General features: G+C 41.7%; 15 protein-coding genes and 3 tRNA genes. 11 read left to right on the plus strand and 7 right to left on the minus strand.

Annotated features, from left to right (window positions below; genetic code table 11):
- Positions 1-39: 39 nt before the first annotated feature.
- The 3 genes from LXL81_RS08980 to LXL81_RS08990 all read right to left on the minus strand — a co-directional run bounded on the left by LXL81_RS08980 (position 40) and on the right by LXL81_RS08990 (position 448).
- Positions 40-116, minus strand: a tRNA-Arg gene (locus tag LXL81_RS08980).
- 85 nt (positions 117-201) lie between these two features.
- Positions 202-275, minus strand: a tRNA-Pro gene (locus tag LXL81_RS08985).
- An 86-nt stretch (positions 276-361) separates the two neighbouring features.
- Positions 362-448 (minus strand) — tRNA-Ser (locus LXL81_RS08990).
- A gap of 130 nt (positions 449-578) precedes the next feature.
- On the opposite strand from LXL81_RS08990, the gene LXL81_RS08995 reads away from it, so the two are divergent.
- From LXL81_RS08995 to LXL81_RS09040, 10 genes are all read left to right on the plus strand, one after another.
- Complete coding sequence (locus LXL81_RS08995) at positions 579-1,541, plus strand: VWA domain-containing protein (protein WP_234646399.1); 963 nt, start codon at positions 579-581, stop codon at positions 1,539-1,541.
- A gap of 37 nt (positions 1,542-1,578) precedes the next feature.
- Positions 1,579-2,298 (plus strand): tetratricopeptide repeat protein, encoded by a 720-nt coding sequence (locus tag LXL81_RS09000; protein WP_234646400.1) that lies wholly within the window; start codon positions 1,579-1,581, stop codon positions 2,296-2,298.
- Between the two features lie 18 nt (positions 2,299-2,316).
- Complete coding sequence (locus LXL81_RS09005; protein WP_234646401.1) at positions 2,317-3,252, plus strand: phosphoribosylaminoimidazolesuccinocarboxamide synthase; 936 nt, start codon at positions 2,317-2,319, stop codon at positions 3,250-3,252.
- Between the two features lie 51 nt (positions 3,253-3,303).
- Positions 3,304-3,726, plus strand: coding sequence for an anti-anti-sigma factor (locus LXL81_RS09010; RefSeq protein ID WP_234646402.1), 423 nt, complete (start codon positions 3,304-3,306; stop codon positions 3,724-3,726).
- A 396-nt stretch (positions 3,727-4,122) separates the two neighbouring features.
- A complete protein-coding gene (gene gltB, locus LXL81_RS09015; protein WP_409013872.1) occupies positions 4,123-8,706 on the plus strand; it encodes a glutamate synthase large subunit in 4,584 nt (1,527 codons plus the stop codon).
- Positions 8,707-8,798: 92 nt separating this feature from the next.
- Positions 8,799-10,307 (plus strand): glutamate synthase subunit beta, encoded by a 1,509-nt coding sequence (locus LXL81_RS09020; RefSeq protein ID WP_234646404.1) that lies wholly within the window; start codon positions 8,799-8,801, stop codon positions 10,305-10,307.
- Between the two features lie 161 nt (positions 10,308-10,468).
- Positions 10,469-11,092, plus strand: coding sequence for a polysaccharide deacetylase family protein (locus LXL81_RS09025; RefSeq protein ID WP_234646405.1), 624 nt, complete (start codon positions 10,469-10,471; stop codon positions 11,090-11,092).
- A 59-nt stretch (positions 11,093-11,151) separates the two neighbouring features.
- On the plus strand, positions 11,152-12,153 hold the full coding sequence (locus tag LXL81_RS09030) for a glycosyltransferase (RefSeq protein ID WP_234646406.1): 1,002 nt from the start codon (positions 11,152-11,154) through the stop codon (positions 12,151-12,153).
- A gap of 10 nt (positions 12,154-12,163) precedes the next feature.
- Complete coding sequence (locus LXL81_RS09035; RefSeq protein WP_234646407.1) at positions 12,164-12,931, plus strand: TatD family hydrolase; 768 nt, start codon at positions 12,164-12,166, stop codon at positions 12,929-12,931.
- Positions 12,932-12,948: 17 nt separating this feature from the next.
- Entirely contained in the window at positions 12,949-14,022 is a 1,074-nt protein-coding gene (locus tag LXL81_RS09040) for an asparaginase (protein ID WP_234646408.1), read from the plus strand.
- Between the two features lies 1 nt (position 14,023).
- On the opposite strand, the gene LXL81_RS09045 is transcribed toward LXL81_RS09040, so the two are convergent.
- From LXL81_RS09045 to LXL81_RS09060, 4 genes are all read right to left on the minus strand, one after another.
- Complete coding sequence (locus LXL81_RS09045) at positions 14,024-14,587, minus strand: hypothetical protein (RefSeq protein ID WP_234646410.1); 564 nt, start codon at positions 14,585-14,587, stop codon at positions 14,024-14,026.
- A gap of 100 nt (positions 14,588-14,687) precedes the next feature.
- Entirely contained in the window at positions 14,688-17,201 is a 2,514-nt protein-coding gene (locus LXL81_RS09050; RefSeq protein WP_234646412.1) for a phosphocholine-specific phospholipase C, read from the minus strand.
- 134 nt (positions 17,202-17,335) lie between these two features.
- Entirely contained in the window at positions 17,336-19,087 is a 1,752-nt protein-coding gene (locus LXL81_RS09055) for an SMP-30/gluconolactonase/LRE family protein (protein WP_234646413.1), read from the minus strand.
- 159 nt (positions 19,088-19,246) lie between these two features.
- Positions 19,247-19,435 carry a hypothetical protein gene (locus tag LXL81_RS09060; RefSeq protein WP_234646414.1) on the minus strand — a complete coding sequence of 63 codons (189 nt, stop codon included), beginning with the start codon at positions 19,433-19,435 and terminating at the stop codon, positions 19,247-19,249.
- A 229-nt stretch (positions 19,436-19,664) separates the two neighbouring features.
- Here LXL81_RS09060 and LXL81_RS09065 point away from each other — a divergent pair, with 229 nt between their 5' ends.
- Positions 19,665-20,204, plus strand: a complete 540-nt coding sequence (locus tag LXL81_RS09065) for an RNA polymerase sigma-70 factor (protein ID WP_234646415.1) — start codon at positions 19,665-19,667, stop codon at positions 20,202-20,204.
- The last annotated feature ends 36 nt before the right edge of the window (positions 20,205-20,240 follow it).

Here is a 20,240-nt window from a genome sequence, read left to right on the forward strand (position 1 = left end):
AAAACACCTACCAAATAAATTGATAAGTGCTTGATTTACTGGTGATCCCGTTGTGATTCGAACACAAGACCTACTACTTAGAAGGCAGTTGCTCTATCCAGCTGAGCTACGGGACCGGTTAAAATAAAAACAGTTGGTGATATGCAGCGAGCAATTTAAAACTGCTCAACGATACTGCCAACTGATCAATGGTAATAATTGTCGGGGAGACAGGATTCGAACCTGCGACCCTCTGGTCCCAAACCAGATGCGCTACCGGGCTGCGCCACTCCCCGAAACCTTAAAACCCTTTTTGATGATTGTCAAATTTATTTTGAAATCATCAAACAACTTGCGGCGACCCGCATATAATGAAACAGTGTAGAGGAAGCGGGATTCGAACCCGCGGTACCCTTGCGAGTACGGCAGTTTAGCAAACTACTGGTTTCAGCCACTCACCCATCCCTCCGTCTTTCCGTTCTGGGTTGCAAATATAGCGCGTTGTAAATCAGAAAAACAAATGTTTTCGAAAAAAAAAGTTTGTCACAAGCTTCTATTGTCTATTTTTGAAAAAGTTTTAATTAGTCAAATCGTTCATTATGAACTGGAATTACCCCTTTGAAAGTACTGAATATTTTTTTATATTTTTCTTCATCCTTGCTTACGTTACCTTTATTTACCGAACCATTCGGATTGCCCGTCAGCTGAATACCACGGCCAGAACTTTAATTTTAAAGCTTTTTTTACGGACCATATATTTCGCATTACTCATTGTCAGTTTGCTTGGACCGTCTTTTGGCGAAGCAGATCAGGCCATTCAGTCCAAAGGGAAAGACATATATATTCTGGTAGATCTTTCCAAATCCATGGACGCAACAGATGTAACACCAACGCGTTTGGAAAAAGTTAAATTTGAAATCAACCATTTTGTGCAAAACCAGCATTCAAACCGGATTGGCCTGATCGTTTTTTCCAATGAAGCATTTGTCCAGGTACCGCTAACTTATGATGCTGCTGCGCTCGAACTTTTTATCCAAAGCTTACAAACAGAACTTCTGCCAACCAGTGGAACAAATATTTGCGGTGCCACAGAACTTGCATATAAAAAGCTGGTTGACGGAAACGACCGAACAGGACGCTCTAAAATGATCGTTGTATTTACAGATGGTGAAAATAAAAGCGATTGTTACCGTTCGTTGTATAACAATATCCGTCGCTTTGGCGTCGGAATGTATGTTGCGGCCGTGGGTACCAAAAACGGAAGCAGCATTCCGTCTGCGGGAAAACCCTTAAAAGATGAAAAAGACAATCTGGTGATCAGCAAACTCGACGATGATTTTTTACAAAACATGGCGACCAGCACAAAAGGGTCTTATTATGAACTGAATAATGAAAAGAATGAAATTAACCGCATGATCAGCGATATCAACAACGCTGACGGAACACTCGTGGATTCAAGAACAGTAACTGTAGTCAGTAACAAATATTATTATTTCCTTGGTGCCGCGCTGTTTTTGTTAATCCTCGACGTTTTAATTACCATCGGAACTTTCCGACTGTGAGTATCTATTCTTATTTTTGCCTCCAAACCGGAATGTTATGAACGCCTTACTATTGTACTTACTGCTTTTGCTATGGGACAACCGGACGTTCGATGCTATTACCAAGACGAATGAAAGGAAGATCGGCGCAGAAATGGCTTACAAGAAAAAGCAATTTGTAAATGCCTCAAAATTATATCACCAGATAACTTACGGTTCTGTTTTTTCTGATCCGGCGGCACGGCTTAATATGGCTCACTCCTATTATCAGGCCGGACAACTGAAAGCTGCTTTATATCAATATAAACTTCTGGACCACGTAAAAGATAAAACCATAGCCTCGGTTGCCAACTGTCAGGTCGCGCTAATTTTGGTATCAAAAAAAGACACGGCAGCTGCTTTGGAAAAGCTGAAAGCGTCGCTCAGGCTTGAACCCAGGAACACCGTTGCCAGATCAAATTATATTATTTTAAAATCGCATTTTTCAGGGATTGAACGACCATCTGAATCCAGCCAGGACAACAGAATGGCGAAAAATGAAGCAAGTGAAAATAAGCCAACCCCGTCAAAACCAGAACCAAAACCGGAAGGTTTTGAGCAGGAAGAAGCAGCCAAACGTGAGCAGCTTTTGAAAAGCTTAAAATCAATGAATATGTCGGAAGAACAGGCGCGTTTGATTCTGGATGCCATGAAATCAAACGAATCCCAATATATTTACCAGCTCAGACGAAAACAATATGCGAAGAAGTCTGAAAAAAATGAAACAATAGAATGGTAATTTTTACTACAAAACTCCATGAACAGCATACCAGAAAGTAATTTTCAATTCCCGAACCAGACCGGTTTTTACAAAGGAAAAGTACGTGATGTATATTCTTTTGAAGACAAACTGGTCATGGTTGCCACCGACAGAATTTCTGCTTTTGACGTTATTTTACCCAAAGCAATTCCTTATAAAGGCCAGGTTTTGAATCAGATTGCGGCACACTTTTTGTCGGCCACTGCGGATATTGTACCAAACTGGTTACAGGAAGTGCCAGATCCAAATGTCAGTATGGGCATTAAATGCAATGCTTTTCCTGTGGAAATGGTTGTTCGCGGTTATTTGGCAGGACATGCATGGCGGGAATACTCAGCTGGAAAAAGAGAAGTATGCGGAGTTTCTTTGCCAGACGGACTGAAAGAAAATGACAAATTGCCAACACCTATCATTACGCCTACAACAAAAGCGCATGAAGGGCATGATGAAGATATTTCAAGAGAAGCAATATTAAGTCACGGACTTGTGTCTCAGGATAATTATGAACACCTGGAACGTTACACACTGGCACTATTTAACCGTGGCACTGAGATGGCCGCGGACCAGGGTTTAATACTTGTAGATACAAAATACGAGTTCGGGGAATTGAATGGCACGATTTATTTAATAGACGAAATCCACACACCGGATTCTTCCCGTTATTTTTATAAGGATTCGTATGAGGAAAACCAAAGATTAGGTCTGCCTCAGAAACAATTGTCGAAAGAATTTGTAAGAGAATGGCTTATTCAAAATGGTTTTCAGGGAAAAGAAGGACAAACGGTACCGGCCATGGAAGAAGATTGGATCCAACAGATTTCGGAACGGTATATTGAATTGTATGAAAAAGTATCAGGTAAGAAATTCCAGAAAAACAATTTAGACAATCCGTTGCAACGCATAGAAAAGGCCATTCTCAGAGCATTAGCTTAGTCTGGTCAGTAACTCAACCTAATAAATCATCTGGTTTTAACAAAAACTCGTATGAATCACAGCCTACAAAAAAAAGAACAGTACGCCTATATCGACCTTGAAGAGGCGGCGTTTGCTGATGAAATTCCAGCCGCGTTTGAGGAAAAATCGCGTGAGCTGTTTCGTGAAGGATTTAATAATATCATCGTCAATATGCAGGTAACAAAATCCGTTGACAACAATGGAACCGTGGTATTGAGAAAAGTAAACTGGTTATGCATCAATGACCTGGGTATGTTGGTCATCGTTACCAAAGATGATGATTTTATCGACCTGCTTGAATCTTTAAAAATTCCTGATCTTAATATACTCCCAACACTGGAAGAGGCCATTGATGCAGTTTTCATGAATAATCTTGAAAATGAGTTCGGTGCCGGCGACGACGATTATGATGCGGAAGATTATGATAACGTAAGCGAATCAAGCGAGCCCTGATCATCAGGAACTGTTCTTTTTAAGCACAAAACCATCATCCCTGCGGTGATGGTTTTTTTATTTCTACCTTAAATTTCGTATCTTAACAAGGTATTAAACGATTCGTGGCGAATTAAGCAAAACAAAAAATTCCACTATTTTCTTTTGAAAAATTTATAACAAATTGATTGAATCGTTGTCAAATTATCAGTATTTTCAGATTTATTGTAACGAAACAACCAATTTGTAAAGGTTGGATAAAATTTCGCAGTTTTGATATTACACCAAATATTTTTTATCATTATCTTGCGTGGCTTTACTCTATTCTTAATGCGATAGCGGGAAGCATTTAATTTTATTTGCTTATTTATATAAATTCTACACACGAATTTGTAAAAAATCTACACTCTTCGATATATGTCGCAAATGTCAGAACCAATGGTAGAACAACAGGGGCTTTACCGCCCGGAATTTGAGCATGATGCATGTGGGATAGGTTTCCGTGCCAACATTAAAGGTCGTAAGTCACATCAGATCGTGGCGGACGCTATCCACATGCTGGAAAGAATGGAGCATCGGGGTGCTACCGGTTTTGATCCAAACACCGGTGATGGCGCCGGTATCCTGATACAGATTCCCCACGAGTATTTTGTAGAAGAATGCTCCAAAATCGGTTTCCAGTTACCTCCTGCGGGTGAGTATGGTGTAGGTATGATCTTTTTTCCGAATGACGAGACTGTCAGGGAAGAATGCAGGGATATTGTAAACCGAAAGATAAAACGTCTGGGCTTAACCCTGATGGGTTACAGAAAAGTGCCGACACTGAACAATACGCTTGGTGAAGGATCTTTGTCTGTTGAGCCTTATGTAGAACAGGTTTTCATCAAACGTCCGGACGATGTTACAGAAGACATCGCTTTTGAACGTAAACTTTATATACTTCGCCAGGTTTCGGCGCGTCTGATCAGCGATACGGTTAAAGGTGCAAAAGGAGTTTTCTATTATTCTTCTTTGTCATGCCGGACCATATCTTACAAAGGACAGCTGACCACAGCGCAGCTGAAATATTATTTCCCGGACCTTGAAAACGAATCGGTGGTGTCAGCACTTGCTGTTGTTCACTCCCGCTTTGCAACCAATACTTTCCCGAAATGGGAATTGGCACAACCTTTCCGTTACATTGCCCATAATGGTGAAATTAATACCGTTAAAGGTAATGTGAACTGGATCCGCGCCGGTGAAAAAGCGTTCCAGTCGGAATATTTCAGCAAGGAGGAAATGGATATGATCCTTCCGATTTGTGATAGAGGACAATCAGATTCGGCGAATCTTGATAATGCTATTGAACTGCTCCACCTTTCAGGCCGCTCCCTTCCTCATGTAATGATGATGTTGGTGCCGGAAGCCTGGGATGGCAATGAGCAGATGGATGCGGAACGTAAAGCATTTTACGAGTATCATGCTGCGATCATGGAGCCTTGGGACGGACCTGCTTCTATCTCTTTTACAGATGGCAAAATGGTAGGTGCAACGCTTGACCGTAATGGTTTGCGCCCCTCACGTTACTGGGTTTTGGATGATGATACAATCATCATGGCTTCTGAAGCGGGCGTTTTGGAAGTTGACCAGGCTAAGGTCGTTACCAAAGGTCGTTTACAGCCGGGTCGTATGTTCATCGTGGATATGGAACAAGGCCGTATCATACCTGACGAAGAAATTAAAGCACAGATCTGTTCGGCACAGCCCTATCAGCAGTGGCTGAATGAAAATAAATTGCGTGTTGAAGATCTTGATCAGCCAATTCGTACTTACAGACAATATGAAGATTCTTCGTTGCTGAAACGTCAGATGGCTTTTGGATTTACTTCGGAAGACTTGCGGATGATCCTTGCTCCTATGGCCCAAAGTGGTATGGAAGCAATCGGATCGATGGGTACGGACGTTCCTCTGGCCGTTCTTTCAGAACAAAGCCAGCATATGTCGAGTTACTTCAAGCAGCTTTTCGCACAGGTAACAAACCCTCCTATTGACTCGATTCGTGAAAGAGCGATCATGTCGCTGATCTCGTTTGTTGGAAGTACGGAAAATATCCTGACTGAAACGCCTCAGCATTGCCGTCAGATAGAATTGCCGCATCCGGTTTTGACCGTTACTGAATTTGATAAATTAAGATTTATTGATAAAAACCATTTCCAGGCAAAAACGATCAACATCTACTTCCGGGCAGATGAAGGCGGAAAAGCGCTGGAACGTGCCTTGGCAAGAATTTGCCGTTACGCGGTAGAAGCGATTGAAGATGGTTTTGAAATTATCATTCTTTCTGACCGTGCGATCGATTCTGATCACGCGCCGATTCCTACTTTGCTGGCAACAGCGGCCATTCATCACCACCTTATCCGTGAAGGTTTGAGAGGAAGAGTCGGTTTGCTTGTTGAAGCGGGTGACGTTTGGGAAACGCACCATTTTGCTACGCTGATTGGTTATGGCGCAGCAGGTGTTTGTCCATATATGGCATTTGAAACACTTTCGTTCATGAATCGTAAGAACATGATTGATGGTGAATTTTCAGACGATAAATTATATTACAACTACATTAAAGCTGTTAACAAAGAGCTTTTGAAGATTTTCTCTAAAATGGGAATTTCGACATTGCAGTCTTACCAGGGCGCTCAGATTTTCGAATGCGTCGGTATGAACAAAGATGTAGTTGACCGCTTTTTCACAGGTACTATATCCCGTATCAGCGGAATGGGTATTGCTGAAATTGCGCGTGAAGTATTGGTTCGCCATAAAGTGGCTTACCACGAAAGTCCAAACATGACGCCTCGTCTGGAAGTTGGTGGATTTTACCAATGGAAACAACGTGGTGAGGCACATATTTTCAACCCGCAAACTGTTCACTTGTTGCAGCATTCAACAAAAAATAACAGTTACGCCGAGTTTAAGAAATACTCTAAACTGATCGATGATCAGACTCAAAAAGCACTGACGCTTCGTGGGTTATTACGTTTCAAAAAAGGAACGCCAATACCAATCGAAGAAGTGGAGCCGGTTGAAAACATTTTCAAACGTTTCGCTACGGGTGCTATGTCTTTTGGATCGATCTCGTGGGAAGCGCATACAACGCTGGCCATTGCTATGAACCGTATTGGTGGAAAATCCAATTCAGGTGAAGGTGGAGAAGATGAACTTCGCTACAAAAAACTGGCGAATGGCGACAGCATGAACTCTCAGATCAAGCAGGTTGCTTCCGGACGTTTCGGGGTAACCAGCCATTATTTGAGTAATGCAGGTGAATTGCAAATTAAAACGGCACAAGGCGCAAAACCGGGTGAAGGTGGTCAGCTTCCAGGTCATAAAGTGGATGACTGGATCGGACGTACGCGTCATTCGACTCCTGGTGTAGGACTAATTTCTCCCCCACCCCATCACGATATTTATTCAATTGAAGATTTGGCTCAGCTAATCTTCGATTTGAAAAATGCTAACCGTGCAGCGCGTATCAGCGTAAAACTGGTATCTGAAGCAGGTGTTGGAACGGTTGCGGCCGGTGTTGCCAAAGCACACGCAGACCACATTCTGATCTCAGGTTATGACGGAGGAACGGGTGCTTCGCCTTTGAGTTCAATTCGTCATGCTGGTCTTCCGTGGGAGCTTGGTTTGGCGGAAACACATCAGACTCTTGTAAAAAATAAATTGCGTGGCCGTGTTACCGTTCAGGCGGATGGTCAGCTTCGTACAGGTAAAGATCTAGCGATTGCGGCGATGCTGGGAGCGGAAGAATGGGGTGTTGCCACAGCGGCTCTTGTAGCGGCAGGTTGTATCATGATGCGTAAGTGTCATTTGAATACTTGCCCTGTTGGGGTTGCAACGCAGAATAAAGAGCTTCGTGCATTATTCTCCGGAAAACCCGAGCATGTCGTAAACATGTTCACTTTTATGGCGGAAGAACTTCGTGAGATTATGGCTCAGCTTGGTTTCCGTACTGTAAATGAAATGGTTGGCCAGGTTCAATACCTTGAACCACGTAACGATTTAAAACACTGGAAATATAAAAACCTTAATTTTGACGCGATCCTTTTCAAGGATGCCGATCTTTCGGTTGCCCAATACAAACAGGAAGATCAGGATCATGGAATCAGTGATATAATCGATCTGAAATTGATTGAAGCGGCGAAAGCGGCTCTTGAAAATTCAGAAGAGGTTTACGGTGAATTCCCGATCAATAACCTGAACCGTGCGGTTGGAACCATGTTATCCAACGAAATTTCAAAAGTTCATGGCGGTACCGGTCTTCCAAAAGGAAGCATCCATTTCCGTTTCCGTGGAACGGCGGGACAAAGTTTCGGAGCGTTTAACACAACCGGAATTCGTCTGGAACTGGAAGGTGATGCCAATGATTATTTTGGAAAAGGTCTTTGCGGAGCGGAACTGATCGTTTATCCGGACCGTGATTCTAAATTCAAGCCGGAAGAAAATATCATCATCGGTAACGTAGCATTTTATGGTGCAACATCCGGTGAGGCTTATATTCGCGGCACAGCTGGTGAACGTTTCTGCGTAAGAAATTCAGGAGCAAAAGTGGTTGTGGAAGGACTTGGAGATCATGGACTTGAATACATGACAGGTGGATTGGCCGTAATTCTTGGTAAAACAGGCAGAAACTTCGCCGCGGGTATGTCAGGTGGTGTGGCTTATGTTTTGGATAAAGCTGGTGATTTCCGTGAAAAGGTAAATTTCGAAATGGTGGCCGTTGATGCTATCAATGAAGAAGATCAGCTTATTCTGCGTGAATCGCTTGAAAAACATTTTCAGTACACAACCAGTAATGTAGCTTTTCAATTGCTACAAAACTGGGAGGAATCTATTGGACAGTTTGTCAAAGTTCTTCCAAATGACTTCAAAAAAGCACTGGATGGACGTGGTATCACACTTGCACAGCAGATTGCTGATAAGAACGTTGTTTATCAGGACATTGTCGTTGATGTAGACCACCTTTGAGTAATTAGCCGTTAGCTTTTGGCTGTTAGCTCCGGTGATCACTGAAAACAGACAGCCCTATTTGAATCACGATTAACAAGGAAATAATAAGAATGGGAAAGCCAACCGGATTTATTGAGTTTGAAAGGGAATTACCAAAGAAAAGAGCCGTTGAAGAACGTCTTCATGATTATAAAGAAATTGAAACAGCACCCATAGAGTCAAAATCCAAGGAGCAGGCAGCACGTTGTATGGACTGCGGAATTCCTTTTTGCCATAACGGTTGTCCGCTGGGAAATATCATCCCGGAATTTAACGACGCTGTTTATGACGGAAACTGGGGACTGGCTTATGAAATATTGGCATCGACAAATAACTTCCCGGAATTTACGGGAAGAATTTGTCCTGCACCTTGCGAAGCATCTTGTGTTTTGGGTATCAACAAACCACCGGTTGCTATTGAATTTATTGAGAAATCCATTATTGAGAAAGCTTTTGAACTTGGTCTTGTAAAACCAAAATTTCCTCAAAAACGTACCGGTAAAAAAGTAGCTGTTGTTGGCTCAGGCCCTGCCGGTATGGCCGCTGCAAATCAGTTGAATCAGGCTGGTCACACAGTTTCTTTGCTTGAACGCGCTGATAAGATCGGTGGATTGTTACGTTACGGTATCCCTGATTTCAAACTTGAAAAAAGAGTAATCGACCGCCGCCTGGCTGTGATGCAGGAAGAAGGAATCGAATTTATTACCAACGTGAATGTTGGGGTGGATATCAAAGCGGACGAGCTTTTGAACGACTATGATGCTGTGGTTTTAACCATGGGTTCAACGGTTCCAAGAGATTTAAATATTGAAGGCCGCCAATTGAAAGGTGTTCATTATGCCATGGAATTTTTGAGCCAGCAGAACAAACGTGTGGCTGATATTTTCCCGGAAGTTGATCATCAGGGTAAGAAATATGCACATGGACAGCTTTTGGCTACCGGAAAAAATGTGGTAGTAATTGGTGGCGGTGATACCGGATCTGACTGTGTGGGAACTTCAAATCGCCACGGTGCAAAATCTGTAACGCAGATCGAGCTGATGCCGGTTCCTCCAAAAGATCGTGATACAAGTACACCCTGGCCAAACTGGCCGATGATGCTCCGTACTTCCACTTCACATGAAGAAGGCTGCGACAGACATTGGTCTATCAACACAAAATCTTTCGTTGGTGATGAAAACGGTAATCTTGCAGGTTTGAAAATTGTTGAGCTTGACTGGCAGAAGGATCCGGAAACGGGCCGTATGCAAATGAAAGAAGTGGCAGGAAGCGAACAAGTTTTACCTTGTGAACTTGCTCTTTTGGCAGCAGGATTTTTGCATCCGCAACAGGAAGGACTTTTAAAAGATCTTGACCTGGAATTTGACGAGCGTGGTAATATCAAAGCGAACGGCTATCAGTCAACAACAAATGAAAAAGTTTTCGCAGCTGGTGACTGCCGCCGCGGACAATCTCTTGTTGTTTGGGCGATCAGTGAAGGTCGTGAAGCGGCTCGTGCTGTGGACGAATATCTGATGGGCGAATCGTTCCTGGAAGCAAAAGCAGTTTCGATGTTGAACCCTGTTTTTGCTCATGCCTGATTTCAGTCAGTAATATAAAATTAACAAAATAAGCCATTCATCGTGAGTGGCTTATTTTGTTAATCAGCTATCACCATCTGAATTATCAACGATTACCGGCGATGATCCGTATATTTGGATAAGAAAGCTGGTTATTGAATTCCCTGTAAACACACATACTAATGTTTTTACATTATTCCCCCTTTTGGTTAAAAGCCCTGTATCCGCGGTATACCTGGCACGTTCCCACAACAGAAAAAGAGATTTTTCTGACTTTTGACGACGGCCCGATTCCTGAGATTACAGAATTTGTTCTGGATACTTTGAAACAATATGAAGCCAAGGCAACTTTTTTTTGTATTGGTGATAATGTCAGAAAACATCCATTAGTTTTTTCAAAAGTGAAAGATCAGGGGCACGCCATCGGGAATCATACTTTTAATCACATGAATGGCTGGAAAAGTAAAGATGAGGAATATCTGGCTAATATTAGTTTGTGTGAACAACAGCTCAATGTGGAAACAAATTTATTTCGCCCGCCTTACGGAAGAATGAAAAAAAGTCAGTCAAAGCTGCTTCCGGAAAGCAAGAAAATTATCATGTGGGATGTTTTGAGCGGAGATTTCTCGGCGAATGTGGAACCTGAAATCTGTTTAAAAAAAACCATTAAATATGCGCGCCCTGGCTCGATTGTTTTGTTTCACGACAGCCTTAAAGCAGCAAAAAATATGCAATATACTTTGCCTCGCTTTTTGGAGCATTTTTCAAAAAAAGAGTATCAGTTTAAAGCCTTGCCGATGCGTTGAATCAATTTCAATAAGTTAGCAGTGCTTGACCATCCTTAAAAATTCCGGAACCGGACTTTATGTCTAATATATTACCTTCTGTTAAAGTAAGTATTTTGCTGGCCGCACGTAATGAAGAAGCAAATATTGAACGTTGTCTTAAATCGCTTGACGCATTACAATTTCCAAAGGAAAATCTGGAAATATGTATTGGTGACGATGATTCTTCCGATAATACCGCCGAAATTATCCAGACATTTATCAAAGAAAAACCTCATTTCAAATATTACAAAATTTCCGGACAAACAGCTGGCTTGAAAGGAAAAGCAAATGTTCTGGCCCAGCTTGCCCACTTTACGAAAGGGGATTATCTGTTTTTTTGTGATGCCGACATTGAAGTACCTGCTGCCTGGATCGACAGGATGTTGTCTCGTTTCAAAGATAATACGGGTATTGTTGTTGGTTTAACGCGGATGAAGAAAAGCGGATTTTTCGCTGATTTTTTGTCGATGGAATGGCTATTCACCTTAACCATTATGCGTTTTTTTTCATTGTTTAATATTGGGATTACAGGTCTGGGCAACAACATGGCTGTCACGCGAAAAGCCTACGACGCAATTGGTGGATACGAGGGAATCGGATTTTCTATTGTAGAAGATTACGCGCTATTTATGGCCATAGTGAAAAATAAATTTGGCTTCGTTCAGACTTATATTCCTGAGGTAATAGCCATTTCTGAGCCACTGGCCTCTTTTAAAGAACTGACCATTCAACGAAAAAGATGGATGCATGGCATTATGCAGTCACCGCTAGTTCTGAGAATTTGTCTTATTGTTTCTGCACTATTGATCCCGGTTATCGCCGTTATCGCCATCTGGGATCCTGAACGAAGTATAAGAATGCTTATCCAGAATTATGCTTTAATCACCGCCATCGTGATGGTTCCTGTTATAATTTTGAAGCAAAAAGATTTATGGAAAACGGTTTTTTTCTTTTGGTTTTACCTCATTGGAATTAGTATTTTGATGCTCATCATCCACATACTGCCAGGTAAAACCATGTGGAAGGAAAGAACTTATTAATGAGATAATTATGATAGAAACGCATGCTCACATCTATGACGAAAAGTATGATGATGACCGTACTGAAATGTTACAACGTGCCTGGGATTTAGGGATTGAACAAATATGGATGCCAAATTGCGATCATACCACCATACACGGCATGATGCAACTGGCAGAAACTTTTCCGGACCAATGTCTCCCGATGATCGGTCTGCATCCTACTTATGTTAAAGATGGTTTTGAAAAGGAGTTGGAGATTGTAGAAGAATGGCTGAACAAATATAAATTCATAGCCGTTGGAGAAATCGGAATGGATTTATATTGGGATAAAACCTTCAGTGCACAGCAGGAAGAGGCTTTTTTATATCAATGTAAACTAGCCAGGAAACATAATCTCTGGATTGATATACATTGCCGCGACGCCTTTCAGGAAACTGTTGCCCTGATTGAAAAATTTGCCGATCCGTCACTGACCGGTATTTTTCACTGTTTTATCGGAACGTTGGAGGACGCGCAAAAGGCCATTGATTTAGGTTTTAAGTTGGGTATCGGCGGTGTTTCAACCTTCAAAAACGGAGGTTTGGATAAAGTTATCCCGTTCGTTGATCTGGAAAACCTTGTATTGGAAACGGATAGCCCATACCTCGCGCCAACACCTTTTCGTGGCAAAAGAAACGAAGTTGCTTATATCGACCTGGTTGCACAGCGTGTTGCCGATCTTAAACAGATAACAAAAGAGGAAGTGATTGCCACTACTACCAAAACGGCAAAATCTCTGTTAACTTTGGCGGGCTAACATTATTCTTTGCAAAAATGCCTTACAATACAATTCATATCAATCCGATTTCTCCCGAGCCACCGCGCGCTTCCGTACTCGTCATCTACACCGGAGGAACATTAGGAATGGTTTATGAGTCAAAAGGAAAACAACTGGTTCCGTTTAATTTTGATCAGGTTATTGAAAAAGTCCCGGAAATTCGCAGACTTGATTTTGAAATTACCTTCCTGACATTAAATGAGCCCATCGATTCATCCAACATGAATCCAGAAATCTGGATTGAACTTGCCAAAATCATATTTGACCATTATGATGCGTATGACAGTTTCGTCATTCTGCATGGAACAGATACAATGGCCTATACGGCTTCCGGGTTGAGTTTTTTGCTGGAAGATTTAAATAAACCAGTCATTCTTACCGGCGCTCAGCTGCCGATCGGCGTGGCAAGATCTGATGCCAGGGAGAATTTCATCACTGCGCTGGAACTGGCCGCCTCGACCAAAGATGATGGTACGCCAGTTTTGTCAGAGGTCTGTATTTATTTTAATTCCCATCTTTTGCGCGGGAATCGTAGTAAAAAACAGGAAAGTTCTGATTTTAACGCTTTCCATTCCGAAAATTACCCATTGCTTGCCAATGCAGGTGTAAGAATCGACTGGAATTTTCCATTTTTAAACCTTTATGCCCCCAATAGAAAACTGAAAATCCAAACGGGGCTTGATACCCATGTCGCATTTTTAAAACTTTTCCCTGGTATCAATAAACAGGTTGTCAAATCAATTCTGGGCATTGAAGGTATTAAGGGAATTGTTATGGAAACATATGGAGCAGGGAATGCTCCTACTGATCCCTGGTTTTTAGAAGAAATTCAAAAAACAATTGAACGCGGTGTGATCATTTTTAACGTTTCGCAGTGCGACGGCGGGCGTGTCTCTCAGGGACATTATCAAACAAGTAAATTTCTAAAACAAGTCGGTGTTGTCAGCGGGTCGGACATTACTGCGGAGGCTGCCATCACTAAAATGATGTATGTTTTTGGTAAAGAATCGGATACTATGAAATGTGTTGAAATGCTGGCAAAACCATTAAGAGGAGAAATGACGCTATGATTTACAGTGTTTTAAATACAAATTTGTATGTCGCTGATAATGGTTGTTTGAAGTGATCGTACCTTGCAGAACCGGGAGGACCAATAACCCAAGGATTTTTCTTTTCAACAATTTCTTCTGATTTATATTCATTTTTCAGCACAAGACCTTTTTTAATTGCGATTTCATCCGCCTCACGCCAGGCCTGAACTGTGATGTCATGAAACAATTTGTCTTTGTCGTTTTTTGAAAATTCTGGTTTGACAGCCACTCCTCCCAGTTCAGGATGACTATCTCTGTATTTTTCTAAAAGCAGATACTGATCATGATTCAGCAAAATTTGATAAACGGGTGTATTGTAAGTATCGTCGCCGTAGCTTGATGTAGAATCCACCGTGCGAATTATTTCCAGCTTATGGTCCGTAAGAAAATCCAGAAATTCTTTGTTTTTTGCAGCAAAAGTTTTGACAAAAATCTCTTTGTCAGGAAAAGTAAAAGATGACCAGAAAACAACCGTTTCTGCCGTAAAGTACGCTTCTTTTGACACAACCACTTCAATTTCCTGAGCTAAAAATGAGTTTTCCATTTTATTCTGGCTTTTAAAATAACTTCCCCTGAACCACCTTATTATCTATTTTGAAAAGATAAATAAAAAGTTGTTCAGGGTCAAGTATACCTTAATTTACTTATACAATTCCGCCCATCAAAGGATCTGTTTTGGTCACCTGCCCTGTTTCCACATGACCGGCAAAACGCTCCTGATAAGTATCAAAACCCTTTATTTTTACACTGAAATCGTACCAGTTATAATTTTTCGCAAGATTCAAAACGATCGAAGTCTGCGCTTCGGCAGGTATAGCTTTACTCTGATTTCCAGCTTTGTAACTATTGTCCGATATTGTCAAAACATGCGGTTTCGAATCATGATTGGTAGCGGTGATCACAACATTACCGGTTAATCTTGACGGGTTAAGTCTGCTTGCTTCGTATGTACAGGTAAGTTTAACCAACGGATTTTTTTGATCTCCTGCAAATTCCCTGTAAAACCCGTTCGGACCATAAACTCGGAAATGATATTGTTCCTTCTCAAAATCTGAGAGACTGAATTCGTCTTTGATCAAATCTCCTGCGGCAACACTGTAATCCCATGACCTCAGAGGATCATTTTGATAGGAATTCATGGCATATACACGGAAGGGAGAACCGGTTGCCTTATTCCCAAAAATCTTATTTCCTGCTTTGAAAGATAATTCGACGCTGTTTTTCTTTTTGTCAAAAACTGTGTGAACGTAATTTTCATATGGCAAGGCACAAGCCGATCTTACACCTTTTTCCTGTTTTGGAAAATATGGTGAATCATGGTGATTCGTGTTGATCTGCTCAATTTCAGCCGTAGTCAATTGTTTATAATTGTCAGGCGTTTTATTGAACTGCGCCTGATGTATCCCCTCGATAAAAGGTTTTTTTACCAGGAATTCAGGTTTGGTTATGGCTTCTCCGTTATATGGCCTGAACACTGAGGTAAGGTCACCGCAGATCGTTCTTCTCCATTGTGTGATATTCTCTTCCTTCACTTTTTTATTGAACTTCTTTTCAAGGAAATTTTCCAGAAATTGCAAGGATGAAGTATGGTCAAAAACCTCAGAATTTACAAAACCTCCGCGAGACCATGGCGAGGCAATGATCATCGGGACGCGGTAACCCAAACCAATGGAACCTTCCCGAAGATTACTATCCTGCATGGAAGGATTTGTCTGCTGGGTTTTGGTTGCAAAATCCATTTTCGGGTCTATACCTTTTGACACTTTTCCCGTATTTTCCTTATACGGATTTGGAACAACATAAGGCGGCATGTGATCAAAATAGCCGTCATTTTCATCATACGTAACAATGAAAATCGTTTTTTTCCAAACCTCCGGATTTTCCAGCAGGATTTCCATCGCCTCACTCACATACCATGGACCAAACCACGGCTGGCCGGGATGGTCTGAAAAGTGTGCGGGAGGCATCAACCAGGACACGGTTGGCAAAGTACCATTTTTTACATCCTCTCTAAACTGATGAAAAACATCACCTTTCGGCACTTTCAATTCTCTTTCAGTACCTTTATCATCATACTTCAACGCTTCCAGCTCGTGATAATAAGCGTCATTGATGTTTGTTATAAAGGCTTTATTATGTAATTCTTTTGCTTGTTCAGAAAGGTTGTTATAGGTCTCCGTCGTGAATCGGGTCTGTGCGGTTTCGATTAAAGTAAGTAGTTTTTTTGCTGCTGCAAGACGCTGGCTAACCTTCTCGTTGGAAGGCTGTTTTTCCATTTCAGCAATCTGCTGCAAAGTATTTTCTTTTTTATACTGCAAATTGGCGATTCCACCTTCGTGCAGCCTTACATTGTATTGTTTGTAATATTCCAGCACGTTTGTGCCAAAGTTACTTAGCCATGCGCTTTCTTCACCTTTCAAACCATAACCCATCGTCAGCTCGTTCTGGTAAACTTTCCATGAAACGCCGTTTTCCTGTAAACGTTCCGGATAGGTTTTCCAGCTTAATTCCGGGTATTCATAATTACTGTTATTCCACAAATGCGCAACCGCATCAACCTCATTCTTCTCGCGTACTGTACCCGTCATGAAATAATGGCGGTTTGGGTGCGTACCCGTTATGCTTGAACAAAAATTATGATCACAAACAGTGAAAGCATCCGCCAGAGAATAGTAGAATGGAAAATCAACACGGTCGCAATAACCCATCGTTAACGGAATTTTTGCGTATTCCTTATTTCTGGCTTTTTTTACATCCAGCCATTTGTCATATTTCCCATCATTCATCGCGTCCGTCTGATCGGTCCAGCCATGCGGCACAGAACCCATCCAGGCCACTTTTGTATCTTTTACATTAAGTTGAAAAGGACCATAAGTTTCACCTTCTTTATTGGTTTGAAGCCACACTTTATTTTTATCCGGCAACTGAATGGCGCGGGGATCATTAAAACCACGGACACCCTGCAAAGTTCCAAGCTGGTGATCGAAAGAACGGTTTTCCTGCATCAGAAAAACAATATGTTCAGCGTCGTAAAACGTACTTCCCAGCTCCGGATTTATAGCCATGGCTCTTTCTATAACCGCCGGCAACATATTGGCCATTGCACCAGTACCTGATAAAAGTGCGGCTTTCTTTAAGAAATCTCTCCTTGAATTCATCTGAATTAAAATGCTAAATGCTTGTAAACATCATTTAAAAGATCAAATTTATCTCGGGAAATCCAAGGGTATGTTACGCGCAGATTAACTTTTAACCAACAGGCACATGGTTTGGAAATATGTTACGAAGGGCATCATAATTTTGGAGCTTCCGGCTTGTTCGGTTTGTCCCAGTTATTTGCTCCCTTTGTATTTAGCTTTCGCTTGTAAACTTTGTCATTTGCAGTCACGTAAAGTATGTCAAAATGCTCACCGCCAAAGGCCACATTGGAAGCATTTCCGTTGGGTGTCGGAATAATGGCATTCACCCTGCCGGTTTGATCCAGAACCTGAATTCCAGCCTTTGTTGTCACATAGATCCTTCCGTCACGGTCGCAGGTTAGGCCGTCTCCCCAGGCGTTATCATCGGCATCACGCACATGCAGCCAGCCAAATTTCTGCTTGCTTCCAAGTGTTCCGTCCTTTAATATCTGATATGCATATACCCAATGCGAGGCAGATTCTGTAACATACAGCAAAGTCTGATCCGGGGAAAGTGCCAGCCCGTTGGCAAAAAGCAATCCTTTATCCACCTCCACTTTTTCGCCATCAGGGCGAATGAGCAGTATTATTGATGGTTTTTCTCTTACATCAGGGATTGTCACATAAATATTGCCGTTGTATGCAACTGTCAGATCATTACCGGCAATATTGGTGGCAAGATCCGTTTTTTTCCCATCCGGACTATACTTAATGATCGATAATGTTTTCTGGGCAACTTCATAGCGGTTTCCATCCTTATCAAACTCTGTTCCGCTGGCGTTATGTGAAGTTCCACTGAACGTTTCTACATTTTTTGTATTCCCGACTTTATATGTCTTTCTATTTGGGATATCCTGAAAAAATAAATCACCGGCCTGATTTACAGTTGGGCCTTCGGTAAATCTATATCCCTCTCCAACCAACTCCCAGTTCTGTCCCGGAAGCAATAATGCTGAAAGAAACTGATTCTGGCTTTTTCCGGTCTCGACAGTTTTGGGCCAGTCTTTCCATAAATAACGCATCGCTTCCGGAAAAACTGCTGTGCCCTGTTTTCCATTATGACCGCCCTCACCCCATTGATGATTGACTTCATAACCCGAAAAAGTCAACGCCCGAAGCATCGTCTGATTGGCCATCCACCAGTCGCCGCCATATATGTTGAGATCATTGCTGCCATCCTGAAGAAATAATCTCAATGGTTTGGGTTCGAATTTTCGTATTAAAGTCGGGTAACGGTCTGCGCCACGAAGACCAACATACGTACCAATTGCACTGAAAACCCGTGTGAATGCGTCCGGTCTTTCCCAAGCTGCTGTAAAAGCGCAAACCGCTCCGCTGCTTGATCCTCCAATTGCCCGGTCATTCCCGTTTTTTGATAATTTTATAGCCCGGCCATCACTTGTCTTTTGTTTCTCAACATCCGGCAAAATTTCATCCAATATAAATCTGGCATAGGCATCTCCTAACCCGTCAAACTCAAAACTCCTGTTAAACCTGTCCAGGGCATCGTCTGGATTTTCGGCCTTCACTTTTCCATGCATCACAAAAACGCCGATCGTAACCGGCATTTCTCCCTTATGAATCAGATTGTCAAAAACCGTCGGCGCTTTCCATTGAATGCCGTCCTGATTGATGTATACGCAGGCAGGTTTGTCCGCTTTGTACTGGGCCGGAACATAAACCCAGTATTCCCGCCAGGTTCCGGGAAATATTTTTGAATTCTCAAAAGTAAATTTCAAAACCTCGCCTTTGGGAACATTCGGCTGTTCTTCTGATGCAGGATCGACCGTATAATTTTCAGCCGGGTTTTGGGCTTGCAGAATATGAACAAAAAATACGAACAGAAGGACTAAGATTCGTTTCATGGATTTAAGGGTTAAGGATATAGTAGTATAATTATGGATGGTAGTGAATCTACTCTACCCGATAAATTCTTCATTCCCTGTTCCCATAACCACAGACCCTGTAAAACGAAAAAGCCGGAACCATCTGACAGGTACCGGCTCTATAAGAATAATATTAGACTAAGCTAACTCACAGCTATTTTCACTGAAAAATTTCACTTCACCCGTAACTGTATTTCTGCATTTTACCTTTCCGGTAAACTTTGTCGTTGCGCCTTTTCTGATGTTTTCATGTTCCAGTATCATCCACGTATCAGGATGGTTTTTCACTTTAACCTTTACGCGGTCATTATATTTCTGTACAGCCATTTTCGGATTTTCAATTTTTCAGAACGGCAAAGATAGACAAAAGATTAGTCGGAAAGCATATTGCATTGCATAAGAGTATTCTGCAAAAGGGATTCAGATTATGTGCTAAACTAATATCTCACAAAAAAGTTGAACGGGACTATTTCAATTAATTGTCAAATTATTTGGACTAGATATAAATAAGCTCCTATATTTGTAGGAAGACGGTCTTAGACGACATCGAATTATCATGCATATTGATCAGCCAGAAAAAATCTCATTTAAAATTGACGAGGATTCCTTTAAGGAAATCTACAATTTGTATTGGGAGAAAGTTTTTTCGGTATGTTATGCCAATCTTGGAGAAATTGAACCTGCCAAAGGAATGGTGCAGGAAATATTCAAATCGCTTTGGGAACGGAAAGATGAACTCGAAATTAACCAGTCCGTTGAAAGATATCTTGTTCGTTCTGCCAAGTTCAAAGTTTTTGAGTATATCAGAAATAAAAAGATCAGGGAACAACACCATGAAAATATTGCAGCAAACCAGGTAGCCTCCCCTAATTATACAGAAAATGAAGTGATGGTGATCAGCCTTAAAGAAAGAATCGCTTCTTTAATAGAGACATTGCCGGCCCAATGCCGTAAGGTATTCAAAATGAGCAGGGAACAGGGTCTGACTAATAAGGAAATTGCATCGGACCTGCTCATTTCAGAAAGAGCCGTTGAGTACCATATTTCCAAAGCAGTTACTTCCCTTAAATCTCATCTTACAGAATATTCCGTCTGAATTCTTGATTGCCTGCTTCGTAAAATCATTAGATAT

It is taken from the genome of Dyadobacter sp. CY356, assembly GCF_021440195.1.
Classification (GTDB): domain Bacteria; phylum Bacteroidota; class Bacteroidia; order Cytophagales; family Spirosomataceae; genus Dyadobacter.